The following is a 16,805-nucleotide window of genomic DNA, read 5'->3' as shown; positions in this document are numbered from 1 at the left end:
TACAAACAAGAGTGTCGAAGCACCGACAAACAACTTTTGGGCTCGGTAGTCCAATGACTTATCTCGAGTGGAATTCACATGTAACCATTTTAGGCATTGACAAATGACGTTTTGATTCGGTACGTTATCCATAGAAATCTCCTTTGTTGAGCGTTTTATGGATACGCTGAGGGTAACTCAACAATAGGAGATTTCTTTATTTTTGTCCACGAATATAGTTCAATAAGTTACAAATATAGAGAATTATAGGGTGAAAATTTTCGTAAAAAGATTGATGCAACGCTAGTGATAGAACAAGTGTATTTCTTGATTTTGCGACCTCATTTTTTTCTAACTCGCTAAATTGAACATACGCAACATCCCCACTAGCCTGGGCCGCAATGAAATTGTTGTCATTGATATCTCGAGTTGGACCTTCATATAGTATGATTCTTTTCATAAGGTCATCAAGTTCTCCCGGACTTAATTTTTTTACCATTGTACCGTCAGAGGTGAGAGAGAAATCAGTGATATCAAATGCTGAGGCGTTTGCGTATGAACCAAATGAAAGTAACAACATCATTCCTAACAACAATGTAAAACTTTTCAACAATCTTATTTAATTTCCCTCCATTAGAAAATATTGATAGTTACTTGCCTTGATAATATCATAACAAGTGAATATTACAAGTTAAATCAAGAAAAAAAGAGACTTCTATTCTTAGCAAACCCTAGCAAGGGAAAATGAACCAGTTGTCGATAAGAAACAGATAAAAAACAGACAAGTGGGGGACGCCATGGATAATCGAACTGAAAGAAGTAACAGGAAACACTCCAAAGAGCGGCGCATGTATAAACGCTATCAAGCCATCTATTCGCATTTGAAAGGCACATCCATGACCGCGATTGCTGACATTCTGAATCGAAACCGAATGACGGTGAGCAGTTACATTCATCGTACGAAAACGGTGGATTGGCAGCCTTGCAGCTCACGCACTCATCTGGTGCTCCTTCTCGGTTGACTAAGGAAAAGCAAGATCAGTTGAAACAAACCGTCGCCTATTCGGTGCCCCGCGAGGTCGGCTATACAGCCAAGCACAACTGGACGCGCAGATGAGGAACTGAAAAACAACGTTCTTCCCGCTTGTACACAGAGTGCATTCCATCTTGTGAATATCCTGTGGATATCGACGGTGGGTGTTGTGGCTGACGCCCTTTTTCTGTGGATAACTTGTTCGTAAATGAAAAAAGGAGGGGATAACTCCCCTCCAGGATGTGTATAAACGGTGGGTAATGGGGATAGTCTACTGCACCATGTTGCGCAGGACGATAATCTCCACCCGCCGGTTTTGTTGGCGGTGCTCTTCCGTATCATTATCCACAACCGGCCGCGTCTCGCCATAGCCTGCGATCTGGAACTGGTCGGCGTCCAGCTTCTTATCGTCGACGAAGAAGCGGAGAACGGACAGGGCCCGTGCCGCGGACAGCTCCCAATTATCCTTGTAGCGTCCGCCGGAAGCGAACGGCAGATTGTCCGTATGTCCTTCGATGCTGACCATCGTGTCGAGCTGCGGCAGCAGGGTAGCCAGCTTGTCCAAGGTCGGCAAGGCCTTGTCCTTCAGCTCGGCCCGGCTCAAATCGAACAGCAGCCGGTCGCTGAGCCGAATCGAGATCCCTTTGGGGATATCCGTCACTTCAATCTGCCCGCCCAGATCGTTGTCGTTGATGTATTGCTGAATGACTCCCATGAAGTTCTTGAGCTGTTCCTCCTGCTTGCGGAACGCCAAGTCCTTGTCGGTCAATACGCCGATGGCGACCGGCTTCTCTTCCTTGACTTCTCCTGAGCCTCCGTCCTCGGCGGTCTTCAGCGCTCCGTTCTGGCCGGGCTTCGTATAGGCTCCGTCCAGGAGCCCCGCGCCTTGGTCCATCGGGGTGTTGCCGCTCTTGAACGATTGCTGGAGCGTCTCGGACAGCGACTGGTACTTGACGGCGTCGACTTGGCTCATGGCGTACATAATTACGAAGAAAATGAGCAGCAGCGTAATCAAATCGGCATAGGTGATAAGCCAACGTTCGTGATTGGCGGCTTCCTGAGCCCGTTGTCTACTTCTGCGTCTCATGAATCATCCCCCGCTTCATCAACGGATCCGCCTTGAGCGATTCGAACGCATCCTCGGCAAGCAGGAAGGAGCTCAGCTTTTTCCGCACAATCTGCGGGTTCTCTCCCGCCTGAACGGCGAGAATGCCGTACTCCATCATCTCCATGATGCGGATCTCGTCCGCGCTCCGCTCTTTAATCTTGCTCGCGATAGGCAGATAGATGACGTTGGCGGTCGCTACGCCATACAGGGTTGCCGTGAAGGCGACGGCAATCGAAGGTCCGAGCATGGAAGGATCGGACAGGCTGCCCAGGACGTGAATCAGACCCATGACCGTACCGAGAATCCCCATCGTCGGGGCGTAGCCTCCGGCGGCTTCGAATATTTTGGCGTAGCCTTCATGCTTCTCGGCGATCGCGTCCATCTCGAGCTCAAGCATCTGCTTCACCAGCTCCGGTTCCGTGCCGTCGATGACCATCATCATGCCGCTGCGCAAATATTCATTCTCATGCCGCTGTACCGTGTCTTCGAGGGACAGCATTCCTTCGCGGCGGGCCACCGTGCTCAGCGCGACGATATCGTCGATGAGCTTTTCCGGCTGCGGCGCGCGGTGCGCGAAGGCCATCTTCAGCGCCTGGGGAATGCTGCGGAGCCGCTTGCCCGGGAAGCTGACGACGACGGCGGCGAAGGTGCCCCCAATGACGATAAGCGCCGCCGTTTTTTCCCATAAGCCGCCAATATTTCCGCCTTCCCACAAGAAACCGCCGATGAGCGCGGCTAATCCTGCGATAATCCCGATAACAGTCGTCTTATCCATTCTGTAATCCTCTCCCATTTAACATTTCCCATTTGCATCCATACCGTGAAACGAGTATAATCGAAAGGGAACAAACATTCTTATTTGTGGCTGTATATGACAGCCGATTGACGATGCAGATGTATGTGAGTTGTGTACTCTTTCACGTATAGAAGTTCGCGGGGGCGAGAAGTCCGTTTATGGGCGGAACCCCGCTTCTTTCCACATGTTTGCCTGATCCTATTATCGGGTCATTGTCGGGTAAAGTTTAGGGAGCGGCAATTTACGCGGAATTTGGCCTGTTATTTGGTTCGGGAGACCTACAGAGGAGCTGAATTTGGGTCTGAGCGGGAATGGGGTCCGGTCTGAAAGGCTTATCCGGGCGCCCAATTGATTATTATTTGGAAGAAAGTGCGGTGAAGCTATGGCAGAATGGGAAGTGTTGACGAAGCCGTTTGAGCTGGTATCGGAATTTGCGCCACAGGGGGATCAGCCGGCAGCGATCGATAAGCTGGTCGAAGGCGTGCAGCAGGGCAAGCGCCATCAGACGCTGCTGGGCGCGACAGGCACGGGCAAGACATTCACGATTGCCCAGACGATAGCCAGAGTGAACAAGCCGACGCTGGTCATTGCTCATAACAAGACGCTGGCGGCCCAGTTGTGCAGCGAGTTCCAGGAATTTTTCCCGAACAACGCCGTGTCCTACTTCGTCAGCTATTACGATTACTATCAGCCGGAAGCGTACATTCCGTCTTCCGATACGTATATTGAGAAGGATTCGAGCATCAACGAAGAGATCGACAAGCTGCGCCACTCGGCGACGAGCTCGCTGTTCGAGCGGCGGGACGTCATTATCGTCGCCAGCGTGTCGTGCATTTACGGCTTGGGATCCCCGATGGAGTACGGGAGTCTGGTCCTGTCGCTGCGGACGGGGATGGAGAAGCCGCGCAATGCGATTCTGGCCAAGCTGGTCGATATTCAGTATCAGCGCAACGATATGAACTTCATCCGGGGAACGTTCCGGGTGCGCGGGGATGTCATTGAGATCTTCCCGGCCTCGAAGAGCGAGCATGCCGTCCGCGTCGAGCTGTTCGGGGACGAGATTGAGCGCATCACCGAGATTGACGTGCTCACGGGCGAGATAATCGGCGAGCGCGATCATATTGCCATCTTCCCGGCGTCCCACTTCGTTACGGCGGAGGAGACGATGAAGGTCGCGTTGAAAAATATCGAGCGCGAGCTGGAGGAGCGGCTCGAGGAGCTGCGGAGCCAAGGCAAGCTGCTGGAAGCGCAGCGGCTGGAGCAGCGCACCCGGTACGATATCGAGATGATGCAGGAGATGGGCTTCTGCTCCGGCATCGAGAACTATTCCGGACCGCTGACGTTCCGCGAGCCCGGATCGACGCCGTATACGCTGCTCGATTACTTCCCGGATGATTTCCTCGTCGTCGTCGACGAGTCGCACGTGACGCTGCCGCAGATTCGCGGCATGTACAACGGGGACAGGGCGCGGAAGGAAGTGCTCGTGGAGCATGGGTTCCGGCTGCCTTCGGCGCTGGACAACCGGCCGCTCCGCTTCGAGGAATTCGAGTCGAAGGTGCCGCAGGCCATCTATGTTTCGGCGACGCCGGGGCCTTACGAGCTGGAGCATTGCCCGATCATGATCGAGCAGATTATCCGGCCGACCGGATTGCTTGATCCGGTCGTCGAGGTTCGGCCGACGAAGGGGCAGATCGACGATCTGCTGGAAGAGATCCGCCTCCGCCTGAAGAAGGACGAACGGGTGCTGGTCACGACCTTGACGAAGAAAATGGCCGAGGATCTGACCGATTATTTGAAGGAAATCGGCATCAAAGTCCGCTATCTTCACTCGGACGTCAAGACGCTGGAGCGGATGATGCTGCTTCGCGATTTGCGTCTTGGGGTATATGATGTGCTGATCGGGATTAACCTGCTAAGAGAAGGACTCGATCTGCCGGAGGTATCGCTGGTCGCCATACTGGATGCGGATAAGGAAGGCTTTCTGCGCGCGGAGCGCTCGCTCATTCAGACGATCGGGCGGGCGGCCCGGAATGCCGACGGCCACGTCATCATGTACGCGGACAAGATAACCGACTCCATGGATAAGGCGATTAAGGAGACGGAGCGCCGCCGCACCATACAGATGGCGTATAACGAGAAGCACGGCATTACGCCGCAGACGATTCGCAAAAAAATCCGCGAAGTCATCGAGGCGACGAAGACGGCGGAATCGAAGGCGGGCTACGATGTCGGCACCTCGGTGGAGAAGATGTCGAAGAAGGATCGCCAGTCGGTCATTCAGCGGCTGGAGAAGGAAATGAAGGATGCGGCCAAGAACCTGCAGTTCGAGCGTGCGGCCGAACTGCGCGACGCCTTGATGGAATTGCGGGCGATGGATTAGAATTCAGAGGCTTGAAGAGGTTCGAGTGGACCCGAAGCGGGAGGTTAAAACATTGGCGAGTGAACATATCGTGATCAAAGGGGCGAGGGCCCACAACCTGAAAAATATTGATGTAACGATTCCGCGCGACAAGTTCGTCGTGCTCACCGGATTGAGCGGCTCGGGCAAATCCTCGCTGGCGTTCGATACGATTTATGCCGAAGGCCAGCGCCGCTATGTGGAGTCGCTCTCCGCTTATGCGCGCCAGTTCCTCGGGCAGATGGAGAAGCCGGACGTCGATTCGATTGACGGCCTGTCGCCCGCCATCTCCATCGACCAGAAGACGACGAGCCGCAATCCGCGTTCCACCGTCGGAACGGTGACGGAGATTTACGACTATTTGCGGCTGCTGTACGCGCGGATTGGGCGGCCCCATTGTCCGGTGCATGGCGTCGAGATTACGTCGCAGACGGTCGAGCAGATGGTCGACCGCATTATGGCGTATCCGGAGCGGACCCGGCTGCAGATTCTGGCTCCGGTCATCTCGGGGCGCAAGGGCGAACATAAAGGCGTCTTCGCCGACATCCAGAAGCAGGGCTTCGTGCGGGTGCGCGTCGACGGCGAGATTCGCGACGTGTCGGAGACGATCGAGCTGGAGAAGAACCGGAAGCATAATATTGAAGTGGTCGTCGACCGCATTGTCGTGAAGGACGATGTGCAGGCGCGGCTGGCCGATTCGATCGAGACGGCGCTCCATATGTCGGGCGGGCGGATTATTGTTGATATCATCGGCCAAGAAGAGCTGGTCTTCAGCTCGAATCTGGCTTGTCCGGAGTGCGGGTTCAGCATCGACGAGCTGTCGCCGCGGATGTTCTCCTTCAACAGTCCGTTCGGCGCCTGTCCGGATTGCGACGGTCTCGGCGTCAAAATGATCGTCGATCCGGAGCTGCTCGTGCCGGACTCGTCCAAAACGATCGAGGATGGGGCGTTCGAGGCCTGGGCAGGCAGCACGTCGAACTATTACCCGCAGTTCCTGCAGGCGGTATGCGAGCATTACGGCATACCGACGGATGTGCCCGTGTCGCAGCTGGAGCCGGAGCAGATGACGAAGCTGCTGCATGGCACGGGGGGAGAAAAGGTACGCTTCCGCTATGAGAATGACTTCGGTCACAAGAAGGAGGCGCAGGTGGCGTTCGAAGGGATCATTCATAACCTAGAACGGCGCTACCGCGAAACGGCATCGGAAGGCATCCGCGAGCATATTGAAGGCTTCATGAGCGCCAAGCCATGCGGTACCTGCAAAGGACATCGCTTGCGCAAGGAAAGTCTCGCCGTTACCATCAATGATCAAAACATGGCGTATGTAACGGCGCTCTCTATCGGGGAGGCGCAGCGTTTCTTCTCGAGTCTCGAGCTGACGGAGAAGGAGCAGATGATCGCCCATCTCATCTTGAAGGAGATCAACGCCCGGCTTGGCTTCCTGGTGAACGTCGGACTGGATTACTTGACGCTGAGCCGTGCGGCGGGAACGCTGTCCGGCGGCGAAGCGCAGCGCATCCGGCTTGCGACCCAGATTGGCTCCAGCCTGATGGGCGTGCTGTATATTTTGGACGAGCCGAGCATCGGGCTGCATCAACGCGACAACGATCGCTTGATTCAGACGCTGGAGCATATGCGGGATCTCGGCAACACGCTTATCGTCGTTGAGCATGACGAAGACACGATGCTGGCGGCGGACCATATCATCGATATCGGTCCGGGCGCGGGAATTCACGGCGGGCAGGTTATCGCCGAAGGGACGCCGGAAGAGATTATGAAGGACAAGCATTCGCTTACCGGCCAATATTTGAGCGGGCGCAAGTTCATCCCGGTACCGGCGAAGCGCCGCGTCCCGGACGGACGATGGCTCGAAATCATCGGCGCCAAGGAGAACAATCTGCGCAGCGTGAACGTGAAGTTCCCGCTCGGCGTATTCACGGCGGTGACCGGCGTATCCGGCTCCGGCAAGTCGACGCTGGTGAACGAGATTCTGTATAAGACATTGGCAAGAGATTTGAACCGGGCGAAGGTCCGTCCGGGACAGTACAAGGAGATTCGCGGCCTTGAGCATATCGATAAGGTCGTCGATATCGACCAGTCGCCGATCGGACGGACGCCGCGCTCTAACCCGGCGACGTATACCGGCGTGTTCGACGATATCCGCGATCTGTTCTCGACGACGAATGAAGCGAAGATTCGCGGCTACAAGAAAGGCCGCTTCAGCTTCAACGTCAAGGGCGGCCGCTGCGAGGCCTGCCGGGGCGACGGAATTATCAAGATCGAGATGCACTTCCTGCCGGACGTATACGTTCCTTGCGAAGTATGCAAGGGCAAACGTTATAATCGGGAGACGCTGGAAGTAAAATATAAAGGGAAAAGCATCGCCGATGTGCTGGAGCTGACGATCGAGGATGCGGCGGAGTTCTTCCAGAACGTGCCGCGCATTCACCGCAAAATCCAGACGCTGCTCGATGTCGGGCTCGGCTACATGAAGCTCGGCCAGCCGGCGACGACGCTGTCCGGGGGCGAAGCCCAGCGGGTGAAGCTCGCCGCAGAGCTGCATCGCCGCAGCACAGGCAAGACATTTTACATTCTCGACGAGCCGACGACCGGTCTGCATGTCGCGGATATCGACCGCTTGCTGCAGGTGCTGCATCGCCTCGTTGATTCCGGCGAGACAGTGCTCGTCATCGAGCATAACCTCGATGTAATCAAGACGGCCGATTACTTGGTCGACCTCGGCCCGGAAGGCGGCAGCGGCGGCGGCACGATCGTGGCCACAGGCACGCCGGAGCAGGTCGTGAAGGTGGCAGGCTCCTACACGGGCCGCTACTTGAAGCCGATTCTGGAGCGGGATCGGGAGCGGACCGCGCAGTTGGAGACGGCCTGCAGCGTAGCGCAGGAGGCATAAACGCCAAGAGGCCTTCTTGTAATACCGAGCCAATTTCCCGAAAATATAAAAGAGGCACAGCCCTGGGATTGGGGCTGTGCCTTTTTTAATGTTCAGAAGTAGGCTCAAAAGGGGTGGGACATTACATTGCTTGACGACTATAGGTTGGAGCCTTACGGGCAATCCCCCCCGCGGGCCAGGTAAGTAGCAGTATGTTGGAGACTTATGTGCAAACTCCCCACACCTCAGGTACGTGGCAGCCTATTGGCGCTATATGAAATCTCCCCATGCCTCAGATAAGCAAAGTATGTTGGAGCCTTACGGGCAAACTCCCCATGACTCGGGCGCCCTATTTTGTTTTAGACCTTATTTGCGTTCTCCTGTTCGGTCAGAACTTCGGGTTAACACCTTTTTTCCAAATTCAAGATTTTCATTAATGTACAATAAAATGTCTATCCGGCTTGTTGTGGATGATGAAGTTGATGATAGGGGCAGGGCTAATGTTAAGCGGTGGTAGCGTTCCGTAAGTGAATGGATAGAATGCCAGGGGTTCCTGAAATGATGGGATAGTGAACGCAAACAACACTGGGCTGCCTGACGCGATGGGAGAGTGGCTGTAAGGACACCGAGAGAGAAGTATAAGCTTGATGATTTCGTCACTCCAGTTATGTTGATTTGCTTTCCTGACTTAAGTCTGGGAGGGGGGTTTTTGCACCTTCACAAATCTGTCGTTGCTTTTTACATTTTCAACCTATAATATGGAAGTGGAAATGAGTAATGTACAAAATTAACAAAATAACAAGCGGGAGCCTGCGGAAGCAAGCTGAGAGTACAACTAGTCTGTTGTTGACCGATTGAACCTGTTGGATAATGCCAGCGTAGGAAAGCGAACATGAGGGAGCATGTGTGGGGTGGCCATGCATGCTGTTCGCATATGTTATTTGTTATCAAATGTCTAGCTATCATCTTTTCTATCTTCTTTTTGATACTGCTTCATATCACCTCATGTCTAGCGAGCGGAATCATCGTTCTCGTCAGCGAGAAGAATGTTCCTGCTCGTTATGTTCCATTCTTTGTCATTTTCCTGCAATGGTTTTGTCCTGCCAGTCTAGCAATCTGTGAAAAACCGATTCGATCAGCCTTGCCCGGCTCCCGCTCATGAGAAAGGTTGGATGGATGATGATGGTACATCAAATGTCCGCGCTGATTGACAAGCTGCGGCAAGCTCGACCGCTCGTTCATAATATGACGAATGTAGTGGTAACGAATTTTACGGCGAATGGCTTGCTCGCGTTGGGGGCGTCGCCGGTCATGGCGGACGCGCGCGAAGAAGTGGCCGATATGGCGGCCAGCGCCGGGGCGTTGGTGCTCAATCTGGGCACTCTCTCCGAGGATATGATCGAGTCGATGATCGTCGCCGGACAAGCGGCGAATCGCCATGGAGTCCCCGTGCTGCTCGATCCGGTCGCAGCGGGCGCGACGCGTTATCGGACGGCGTCTGCGCTGCGCGTGCTGCGCGAGGTTCAAGTGTCTTTGATCCGCGGCAATGCTTCGGAATTGGCGAATCTGATTGGCGAGCAGCGCGTCATCAAAGGCGTGGATGCAGGCGACTCGACAGAGGACGAGCGAGTGGATCTGGCGGTTCGCGCTGCCCGCAGCCTGCATACGGCCGTTGCTATTACGGGACCGGAGGATGTCATTACCGACGGACAAGCCGGCTATATCGTGAAGGGCGGACATCCTCTCCTGACTCAGGTCACGGGCGCGGGCTGCCTGCTGACATCGGTGCTGGGGTCATTTGCCGCCGTGGAGCGGGATGTGCTGCTGGCGGGAGCCGCGGGGCTTGCCTTCTACGCAGCGGCTGCTTACGAAGCGGCGGCGCGGACGGAAGCGGACGGACCGGGAAGCTTCCAGATTGCGCTGCTGGACGAGCTGTCCCGCTTGAACCGGGATTCGCTGAAGGCTCATACGGAAGTGCGTCCGTTCGAGCCCTCTGTCGCAAAGGAAGGTGAAGCGCGATGACCATATACAAGGCACTGACGATTGCCGGCTCGGACAGCGGCGGGGGAGCCGGGATTCAGGCTGACATCAAGACGTTCCAGGAACTCGGCGTATTCGGGATGTCGGCGATTGCGGCCATCACGATCCAGAATACGTTAGGCGTATCCGGGGTGTATTCGATTCCGACCGAGGCGGTCATCGGGCAGATGGATGCGATCGGTTCCGATCTCGCTCCAGACGCCGTCAAGACAGGCATGCTGTTCAATAAGGAGATTATTACGGCAGTGGCTGACCGCATCGAGCATTTCGGCTGGAAGGCCGTCGTGGTCGATCCGGTGATGATTGCCAAAGGCGGATCGGAGCTCCTGCAAAAGGAAGCGGTCGAAGCGTTGAAGGAACTTCTCCTCCCGCACGCGCTCGTCGTCACCCCAAACATCCCCGAGGCCGAGGCGCTGACGGGCATCACGATTCGAACGATGGAGGATCGGCGGGAGGCTGCCAAGCGGATCAGCGATTGCGGTCCCGCGTTCGTCGTCATCAAGGGCGGTCACAGCGAAGGGGAAGAAGAGCGTGTGACGGACCTGCTCTATGACGGCCTGCATTTCACGGAGCTGCATGGGAAGCGGGTACATACCCGCCATACGCACGGGACCGGATGCACTTTCTCCGCGGCCATGGCGGCAGAGCTGGCCAAGGGCTCATCCGTCGCCGATGCGGTCGCAACCGCCCGCGCGTTTATCCAGGCGGCGCTGGAGGAGACGCTTGGCATCGGTCAAGGCCATGGGCCGACCAACCACTGGGCTTACGGCCGCAGAAGGGCGGTGCGCATATGAGCGGCATACAGGCGCAGCACGGGGAGAAGCTTGGGAACGAAGCGCGAGTGCCGGTGGGAGGTGAGAGCGGGAGCAGAGTCCGGCCGGAGCAGATGCGCGCCTATCTGCCGCTGTACTTGGTCATCGGCAGCGTGAACTGCCGGATGGACCCGGTTCAGGTGGCCGAAGAAGCATTGGCGGGCGGCGTAACGGTGCTGCAATACCGCGAGAAGGGAAGAGGCGCATTGACCGGCGATGACAAAAGGCGGCTGGGAGCCGAGCTGCAAGCGGTGTGCAAAAGTTACGGCGTTCCGTTCATTGTGAACGACGACCTGGAGCTGGCTCTGGAGCTTGGCGCCGACGGCATCCATATCGGGCAGCAGGATGAGCGGGCCGACTTCGTGCGGTCCCGCATTGGCGGCCTCATGCTCGGCGTATCGGCGCACACGGTCGAGGAGGCGCGGCTGGCGGTAGATCAGGGAGCCGATTATTTGGGCATCGGCCCCATTTACCCGACCCAATCGAAGGAAGATGCGCTGGAAGCGCAGGGTCCCTCTATCATCGGAGACATCCGGGCGGCCGGCATCGATGTGCCGCTTGTCGGCATCGGCGGGATAACGCTCGCGAACGCCGGAGCGGTCCTGAAAGCGGGCGCGGATGGCATCGCTGTCATCTCGGCGCTGACCGGCGCGGACGATATTCGGGGTACGGCGGCCAGCTTCCGCCGGTTGGGGCTGTAGGCGGGCCAGGACAAGGGAGTCGCCGAGTCGCGGCAAGCATAGCACAGGGCAGAGCGGGAATGTGTGACTCGTTCTATTTTAGGGAAGGTGGAATCCAAGATGAGTGTCGCGAAGGAAGCGGGTACGAAGAAGCTGTTTTTGGCAGGGCCATTCAAGAGCTTGGTAGACGCGAAAACAGGCTCCATGCAGGAGAATGAAAAACGCAAGCTGATTCAGCTTATCTCTTTTTTTGAAGCAAGAAATTATGATGTTCACAATGCCCATAAACGCGAGGGCTGGGGAAAAGATTTTATGACGCCCGATCAGTGCACGGCCATCGACTTCGAAGAAATACGCGCCTGCGATCTGTTTATCGCCTTTCCCGGCTGCCCGGCTTCCCCGGGAACGCATATCGAGATTGGCTGGGCCTCCGCTTTTGGCAAGCCGATCATATTGCTGCTGGAGGAGGGAAAGGAATATGCCTTCCTTATTCGGGGGCTAGGCCAGGTGGCGGACGTGACGTACCTCTATTACCGGGAGGAACAAGACTATCTATCGGAATTGGAGCGGATGTTCGTCATTTCATAGTAAAAGGGGAGAGGCAAGTGCGATTCGACCGATTTCACGATGCTTATCTGGCTGCGCTGGACGACGTCCGCAGCCAGCCGCAGTTCCGCAATGCGCCGCGCGGCCATCAGAGCCGCGAGCGGCTGAATTATCAATTCGCCCTTGCGAATCCCGTAGAGCGCGTTTGTTATTTGGCGAGCCGCCGCACGAATATCGTATTTAATTTTGCCGAGGCGCTATGGTACTTGTCTGCCAGGGACGATCTGGACTTTATCGGCTACTACAATCGAAAAATGAGAGAGTACTCGATGAACGGCCAGACGCTTACCGGAACGGCATACGGGCCTAAAATATTCCGCTTTGGAACCGGCCAGATGAATCAATGGCAGCGAATCGCGCATTTGCTGGGCCGGGATGATCCCGATTCCAAGCGGGCGTTTATTCAAATTTTCGACGCCAACGAGGTGATTGGCTCCGCCAATATCGATGTTTCCTGCACGTTGGGGCTGCAATTTTTCGTGCGGGAGCAGAAGTTGTATGCGATCGCCTATATGCGCGCGAACGATGCGTTCCGGGGGATGGTCAGCGATGTGTTCTCGTTCACGTTCATGCAGGAGCTGCTAGCAAGAGAATTGGGGCTGGAATTGGGCGATTACTATCATGTTGTCGGCTCGGTACATATCTATCAGCCGGATGACGAGGCGGTGGAGAGAGTCCTGGCTGAAGCCGCATCCGGCACGATGGGGCCGAGGGACGAATTTCCGGTCATGCCTTCCGGCAATCCTTGGCCTTATCTGGAGACAGTTCTGGAATATGAATCGCTTTTGAGAGAAGACCGCATCACGTTGTCGGGTCCGGACATCGAGGCGCTGGATCTGCCTGCTTATTGGCAGCAGGTGCTGCTGCTGTTCAGCTTCTACCAGTCTATCGCTTATCGGAGACCGGCGGATGCTTCCGTGCTCCGTGCGTTGTGTCCGCTCTATCAGCGGCTGCTCCATTACAAATGGCCGCATCAGGCGGCGCTGCCGCTTTTCGAGCATCAAGTCAGAAATAGGAGGGATTACAATGCAGACGTCGTGGAAGGAAGAGGATGTGGCGAAGCAGTTCGAGGCGTATAACGACATTTTGGAGCAGACGTTGGGGTTCCGCTTCGTGTTCGATCTCTTGAAGACCGTTCCCGCAGGCAAGCGGGTGCTGGATTATGGCTGCGGTCCCGGCAAAGTGGCTTACCGCCTAGCGGAAACGGCCGACGTGCAGGTGGTCGCCGTGGATGAATCGAGGCATATGCTTGATATCGCCATGCAAAAACGCTCTCACCCCCGGGTCGACTACCGTCACATCGAGCTGGATCGGCTCACGTTTCTGGAAGACAACTCAGTGGATGGCGCCATGACCTGTTATGTGTTCATCAATACGAGCAGCCAGGAGAGAATCGCGCGCATTATCGGCGAGATTCACCGGGTGCTGGCTCCGGGCGCTTCTTATGTCATCTTGGATACGCATCCGGATTCGACGGGGATTGATTTCTCGACTTTCCGCAACGGGGTTCCGGGGAAAGTCTACGGGCATGGCGAAGCCCGGCAAGAATGGCTCCATCTTCCGAACGGCGAGGATATGATTCTCCATGATTTCCATTGGCCCAAGGGGATGTACCGCGAGCTTTTGGAGGATGCCGGCTTCCGGCATATCGAATGCCTGGAGCCCACGTTGCGCGATATTCCGCCGGATGAGTTAAAAAGAATCGAGCAGGACAACCGGTTCGATCAATGGAAAATGGAGCGGGATTATCCGCCCTTCCTTATTTACCGGGCAGTCAAAGAGGCGTGAATGTAAGGAGGAACGACGTGTTATTCGATGCATTTGACGTATTCTTGTTTGATTTGGACGGTGTCATCTATGTCGGACCGGAGGCTCTGCCCGGCGCGGTCGAAGCGCTGGAACGGCTGCGCTCCGGAGGGAAGACGATCAGATTCCTGACCAATAATCCCTGCATGACGCGGGAGCAGACGGCAGCCAGGCTGAACCGTCTTGGCATTGAAGCCGCGAAGGATGAAGTTATCTCCTCGGGCTGGGCAACGGCAAGCTGCCTGCGGGAACGGCAGGCAGGGTCTGTGTATGTGCTCGGTGACGAGCATTTGGAGAGGGAATGCCGGGATGCCGGACTTGACATTGTGGACGTGAACGCTGCCGAGGCCGTCGTGGTCGGCTGGAGCGACGATCTGACGCTGCGGGATATCCAAAGCGCGGTGACGCGCATCGCGAATGGCGCCCAGTTCATCGCCACCAATGCCGATTGGAGCTTTCCGGGGCCAGATGGCCCGATGATGGCGGTCGGGACGGCCGTGGAAGCGATCAAGATGGCTTCGGGCAAGACACCCTATATCGTAGGCAAGCCCTATCCTTATATGTTCCGGCAGGCGCTGCGGCATGTGGAGGACTGGTCCCGGGCCGTCATGTTCGGGGACACGCCCGATACGGATATCGTGGGCGCGCACCGGATGGGGATTACGGCCGTTCTGATATCCAGCGGGCCGTATACCGGGTATTCGTCTGCCCGGGATTACCGCAAGCCCGATGCGATTATTCCCGATTTGCGCAGTCTGTGGGATGAAGAGCTGCGTCTGGAGCGGTGGGTCCCGCCGGCTTTTCCTTGGCCGGACGATATCAAGCCTGGAGTGGCGGGCATCGTCATGGACGAACGAGGCAGGGTTCTCCTGATGAATCGGGCCGATAACGGCTGCTGGGGCCTCCCGTCGGGTCATGTGGAGCGGGGAGAAAGCGTAGAGGAGGCAATCGTGCGGGAAATCCGCGAAGAGACCGGATTGCAGGTGGAAGTCAAGCGGTTGGTCGGCCTATACTCCGATCCGGAGTCGCAAGTATTTACCTACCCGGATGGAACGGCCACTCAGTTCGTGACGGCCTGCTTTCGCTGCGACACGGTGGGAGGAGCGCTTGTCAGAACGGGAGACGAGACGTTGGATGTGAACTATTTCGAGGCGGACCGGCTGCCGGAACCTATGCTTGCGATGCACCCCCGGTGGATTACCGATGCCTTGGCGGAGGAATCGCTTCGCATTTTCCGTTAGTACGAATCTATTAAGTGAGGGTAGCAAGTCATATTAATAGAAGCGGGTGAGAAGGAAATGTCAAAGGGAAAAGGCTTCATTTACAAACCCTTGATGGTTATGCTGGCGTTGCTGCTCATCGTTGTCAGTCCGGCCGGAGCCGGGGCTGCCCATTCCGATGCGTCTTCGGATATTACGCTGAAGGTGGCGATCTATCCGTACGTGCCTGATCCTGCACGTTTCCAGGCGGCCGTTCTGGATCAGTGGCAGCGGCAGGAGCCTGGCGTCAAGCTGGAGTTTACGGACTGGGATTCTTATTCCGCCGATCCGCCGGACGATTTGGATGTGTTTGTCCTGGATTCGATTTTTTTAAGCCATTTTGTCGATGCGGGGTATCTCCTGCCCTTTGGCAGCCAAGATATCGACCAGGCGGAGGACGTCATCCCTTTTGCTCTGCAAGGGGCGAAGCGCGATGGCAAGGTGTACGGTCTCCCGCAAATTTTATGCACGAACCTGCTTTTTTACCGGAAAGGCGATTTGAATATAGGGCAGGTCGATAATATTTATGAGCTGTACAAAAAAATAGGAGCCAGCCCCTACGAGCAGATTCCTCCTCCCCCCAACAAGGGCTTGCTCATTAATATGGCGGGCGGGACGACGAAGGCGAGCATGTATTTGGAGGCGCTGATCGACGTGACTGGCCAGTACACGGAATATGACCTTCTTCCGCCGCTGGATCCCCTAAATGACAAGGTCATTCGCGGCTTGCGCCTGTTAATCAATATGGCGGGGGAGAAGCCTTCGCAGTATGTTCCCGAGGATGGCGACGCCTATGTAAGAGCGTCGTGGTTCGCGCAAGGGAGCGGCAGAGCCTTCATCGGCTACAGCGAGTCGATGATGCGCATGGGCGACTATGCGGAACAAGTCCGGTTCAAGCCGGTTTCCTCGTCAGCCGGGCAGGACATTCCTCTGTTCTACAGCGATGTCGTGAGCGTGAACTCCAAGACGGCCCATCCGGAGCTGGCCAAAAAACTGGCGAATGTCATGGCTTCCGCGGATACGGTAGAGCAAGCTCTGCGCCCGCAGGCCGACGGCCAATATCCGCAGTATCTGCTGCCTGCGCGGTATCAGGTATATGAAGCATTGATGCAGGATTATCCGATTTATTCCGAATTGGCCCAGATCGTGAACAAGCCATCCAATCGGGTATTCCGGCTCGGACCTGAAATCCGGACATGGCTGCAAGACGCCAAGCAAGTGCTGCCCGAAGCGCTCGGTTTGACGGATGTCTCGAGCCTGGCGAGCTAAAGCTTCCATATCCCCCTCCATCCGTCGTATACGGGAGAGGGGGATTGTTTTTGTCGTTGGCGGAGAGAAGGGACGGTGCAGGATGAGTTATCAAAAAGCAGCCCTTGAAAAGAGGAAAAAAAGACCCGG

General features: G+C 56.1%; 14 protein-coding genes. 11 read left to right on the top strand and 3 right to left on the bottom strand.

The genetic code is table 11. The features are described 5' to 3' along the window. Positions 1-196: 196 nt before the first annotated feature. Entirely contained in the window at positions 197-592 is a 396-nt protein-coding gene (locus ABD76_RS18495) for a hypothetical protein (RefSeq protein WP_206765724.1), read from the bottom strand. 184 nt (positions 593-776) lie between these two features. Between ABD76_RS18495 and ABD76_RS30990 the strand changes: the two genes are divergently transcribed. Beyond that, complete coding sequence (locus tag ABD76_RS30990) at positions 777-1,001, top strand: helix-turn-helix domain-containing protein (RefSeq protein WP_197258662.1); 225 nt, start codon at positions 777-779, stop codon at positions 999-1,001. 282 nt (positions 1,002-1,283) lie between these two features. On the opposite strand, the gene ABD76_RS18485 is transcribed toward ABD76_RS30990, so the two are convergent. Then, a complete protein-coding gene (locus ABD76_RS18485) occupies positions 1,284-2,099 on the bottom strand; it encodes an OmpA/MotB family protein (RefSeq protein ID WP_197258661.1) in 816 nt (271 codons plus the stop codon). Beyond that, the gene (locus ABD76_RS18480) at positions 2,083-2,895 is read right to left on the bottom strand and encodes a flagellar motor protein (RefSeq protein WP_197258660.1); all 813 of its coding nucleotides are present in this window, start codon (positions 2,893-2,895) and stop codon (positions 2,083-2,085) included. Before ABD76_RS18480 ends, ABD76_RS18485 begins: the two co-directional genes overlap by 17 nt. Positions 2,896-3,298: 403 nt before the next feature. Here ABD76_RS18480 and uvrB point away from each other — a divergent pair, with 403 nt between their 5' ends. The 10 genes from uvrB to bcmE all read left to right on the top strand — a co-directional run bounded on the left by uvrB (position 3,299) and on the right by bcmE (position 16,676). Continuing rightward, positions 3,299-5,296, top strand: coding sequence for an excinuclease ABC subunit UvrB (gene uvrB, locus ABD76_RS18475; protein ID WP_275100829.1), 1,998 nt, complete (start codon positions 3,299-3,301; stop codon positions 5,294-5,296). A gap of 52 nt (positions 5,297-5,348) precedes the next feature. Next, positions 5,349-8,225 carry an excinuclease ABC subunit UvrA gene (uvrA, locus tag ABD76_RS18470; RefSeq protein WP_197258659.1) on the top strand — a complete coding sequence of 959 codons (2,877 nt, stop codon included), beginning with the start codon at positions 5,349-5,351 and terminating at the stop codon, positions 8,223-8,225. Between the two features lie 1,158 nt (positions 8,226-9,383). Further along, entirely contained in the window at positions 9,384-10,226 is an 843-nt protein-coding gene (gene thiM / locus ABD76_RS18465; RefSeq protein WP_197258658.1) for a hydroxyethylthiazole kinase, read from the top strand. Then, positions 10,223-11,038: a bifunctional hydroxymethylpyrimidine kinase/phosphomethylpyrimidine kinase gene (gene thiD / locus ABD76_RS18460; protein WP_197258657.1), complete on the top strand. Its 816-nt coding sequence runs from the start codon at positions 10,223-10,225 to the stop codon at positions 11,036-11,038. Before thiM ends, thiD begins: the two co-directional genes overlap by 4 nt. 92 nt (positions 11,039-11,130) lie before the next feature. Next, positions 11,131-11,757, top strand: coding sequence for a thiamine phosphate synthase (gene thiE / locus ABD76_RS18455; protein ID WP_197258665.1), 627 nt, complete (start codon positions 11,131-11,133; stop codon positions 11,755-11,757). A gap of 99 nt (positions 11,758-11,856) precedes the next feature. Next, positions 11,857-12,324, top strand: a complete 468-nt coding sequence (locus ABD76_RS18450; RefSeq protein WP_197258656.1) for a nucleoside 2-deoxyribosyltransferase — start codon at positions 11,857-11,859, stop codon at positions 12,322-12,324. A gap of 17 nt (positions 12,325-12,341) precedes the next feature. Continuing rightward, positions 12,342-13,421, top strand: a complete 1,080-nt coding sequence (locus ABD76_RS18445; protein ID WP_338125145.1) for a thymidylate synthase — start codon at positions 12,342-12,344, stop codon at positions 13,419-13,421. Continuing rightward, positions 13,369-14,130 (top strand): class I SAM-dependent methyltransferase, encoded by a 762-nt coding sequence (locus tag ABD76_RS18440; protein ID WP_197258655.1) that lies wholly within the window; start codon positions 13,369-13,371, stop codon positions 14,128-14,130. Before ABD76_RS18445 ends, ABD76_RS18440 begins: the two co-directional genes overlap by 53 nt. 17 nt (positions 14,131-14,147) lie before the next feature. Further along, positions 14,148-15,389 (top strand): HAD-IIA family hydrolase, encoded by a 1,242-nt coding sequence (locus ABD76_RS18435; protein WP_197258654.1) that lies wholly within the window; start codon positions 14,148-14,150, stop codon positions 15,387-15,389. Positions 15,390-15,446: 57 nt separating this feature from the next. Next, the gene (bcmE, locus tag ABD76_RS18430; RefSeq protein WP_197258653.1) at positions 15,447-16,676 is read left to right on the top strand and encodes a thiamine pyridinylase; all 1,230 of its coding nucleotides are present in this window, start codon (positions 15,447-15,449) and stop codon (positions 16,674-16,676) included. Positions 16,677-16,805 lie beyond the last annotated feature (129 nt).

The organism is Paenibacillus dendritiformis (assembly GCF_015845845.1).
GTDB lineage: Bacteria > Bacillota > Bacilli > Paenibacillales > Paenibacillaceae > Paenibacillus_B > Paenibacillus_B dendritiformis_C.
Note: the sequence above shows the minus strand (reverse complement) of the source record. Positions and strands in the feature narration are given on the sequence as shown.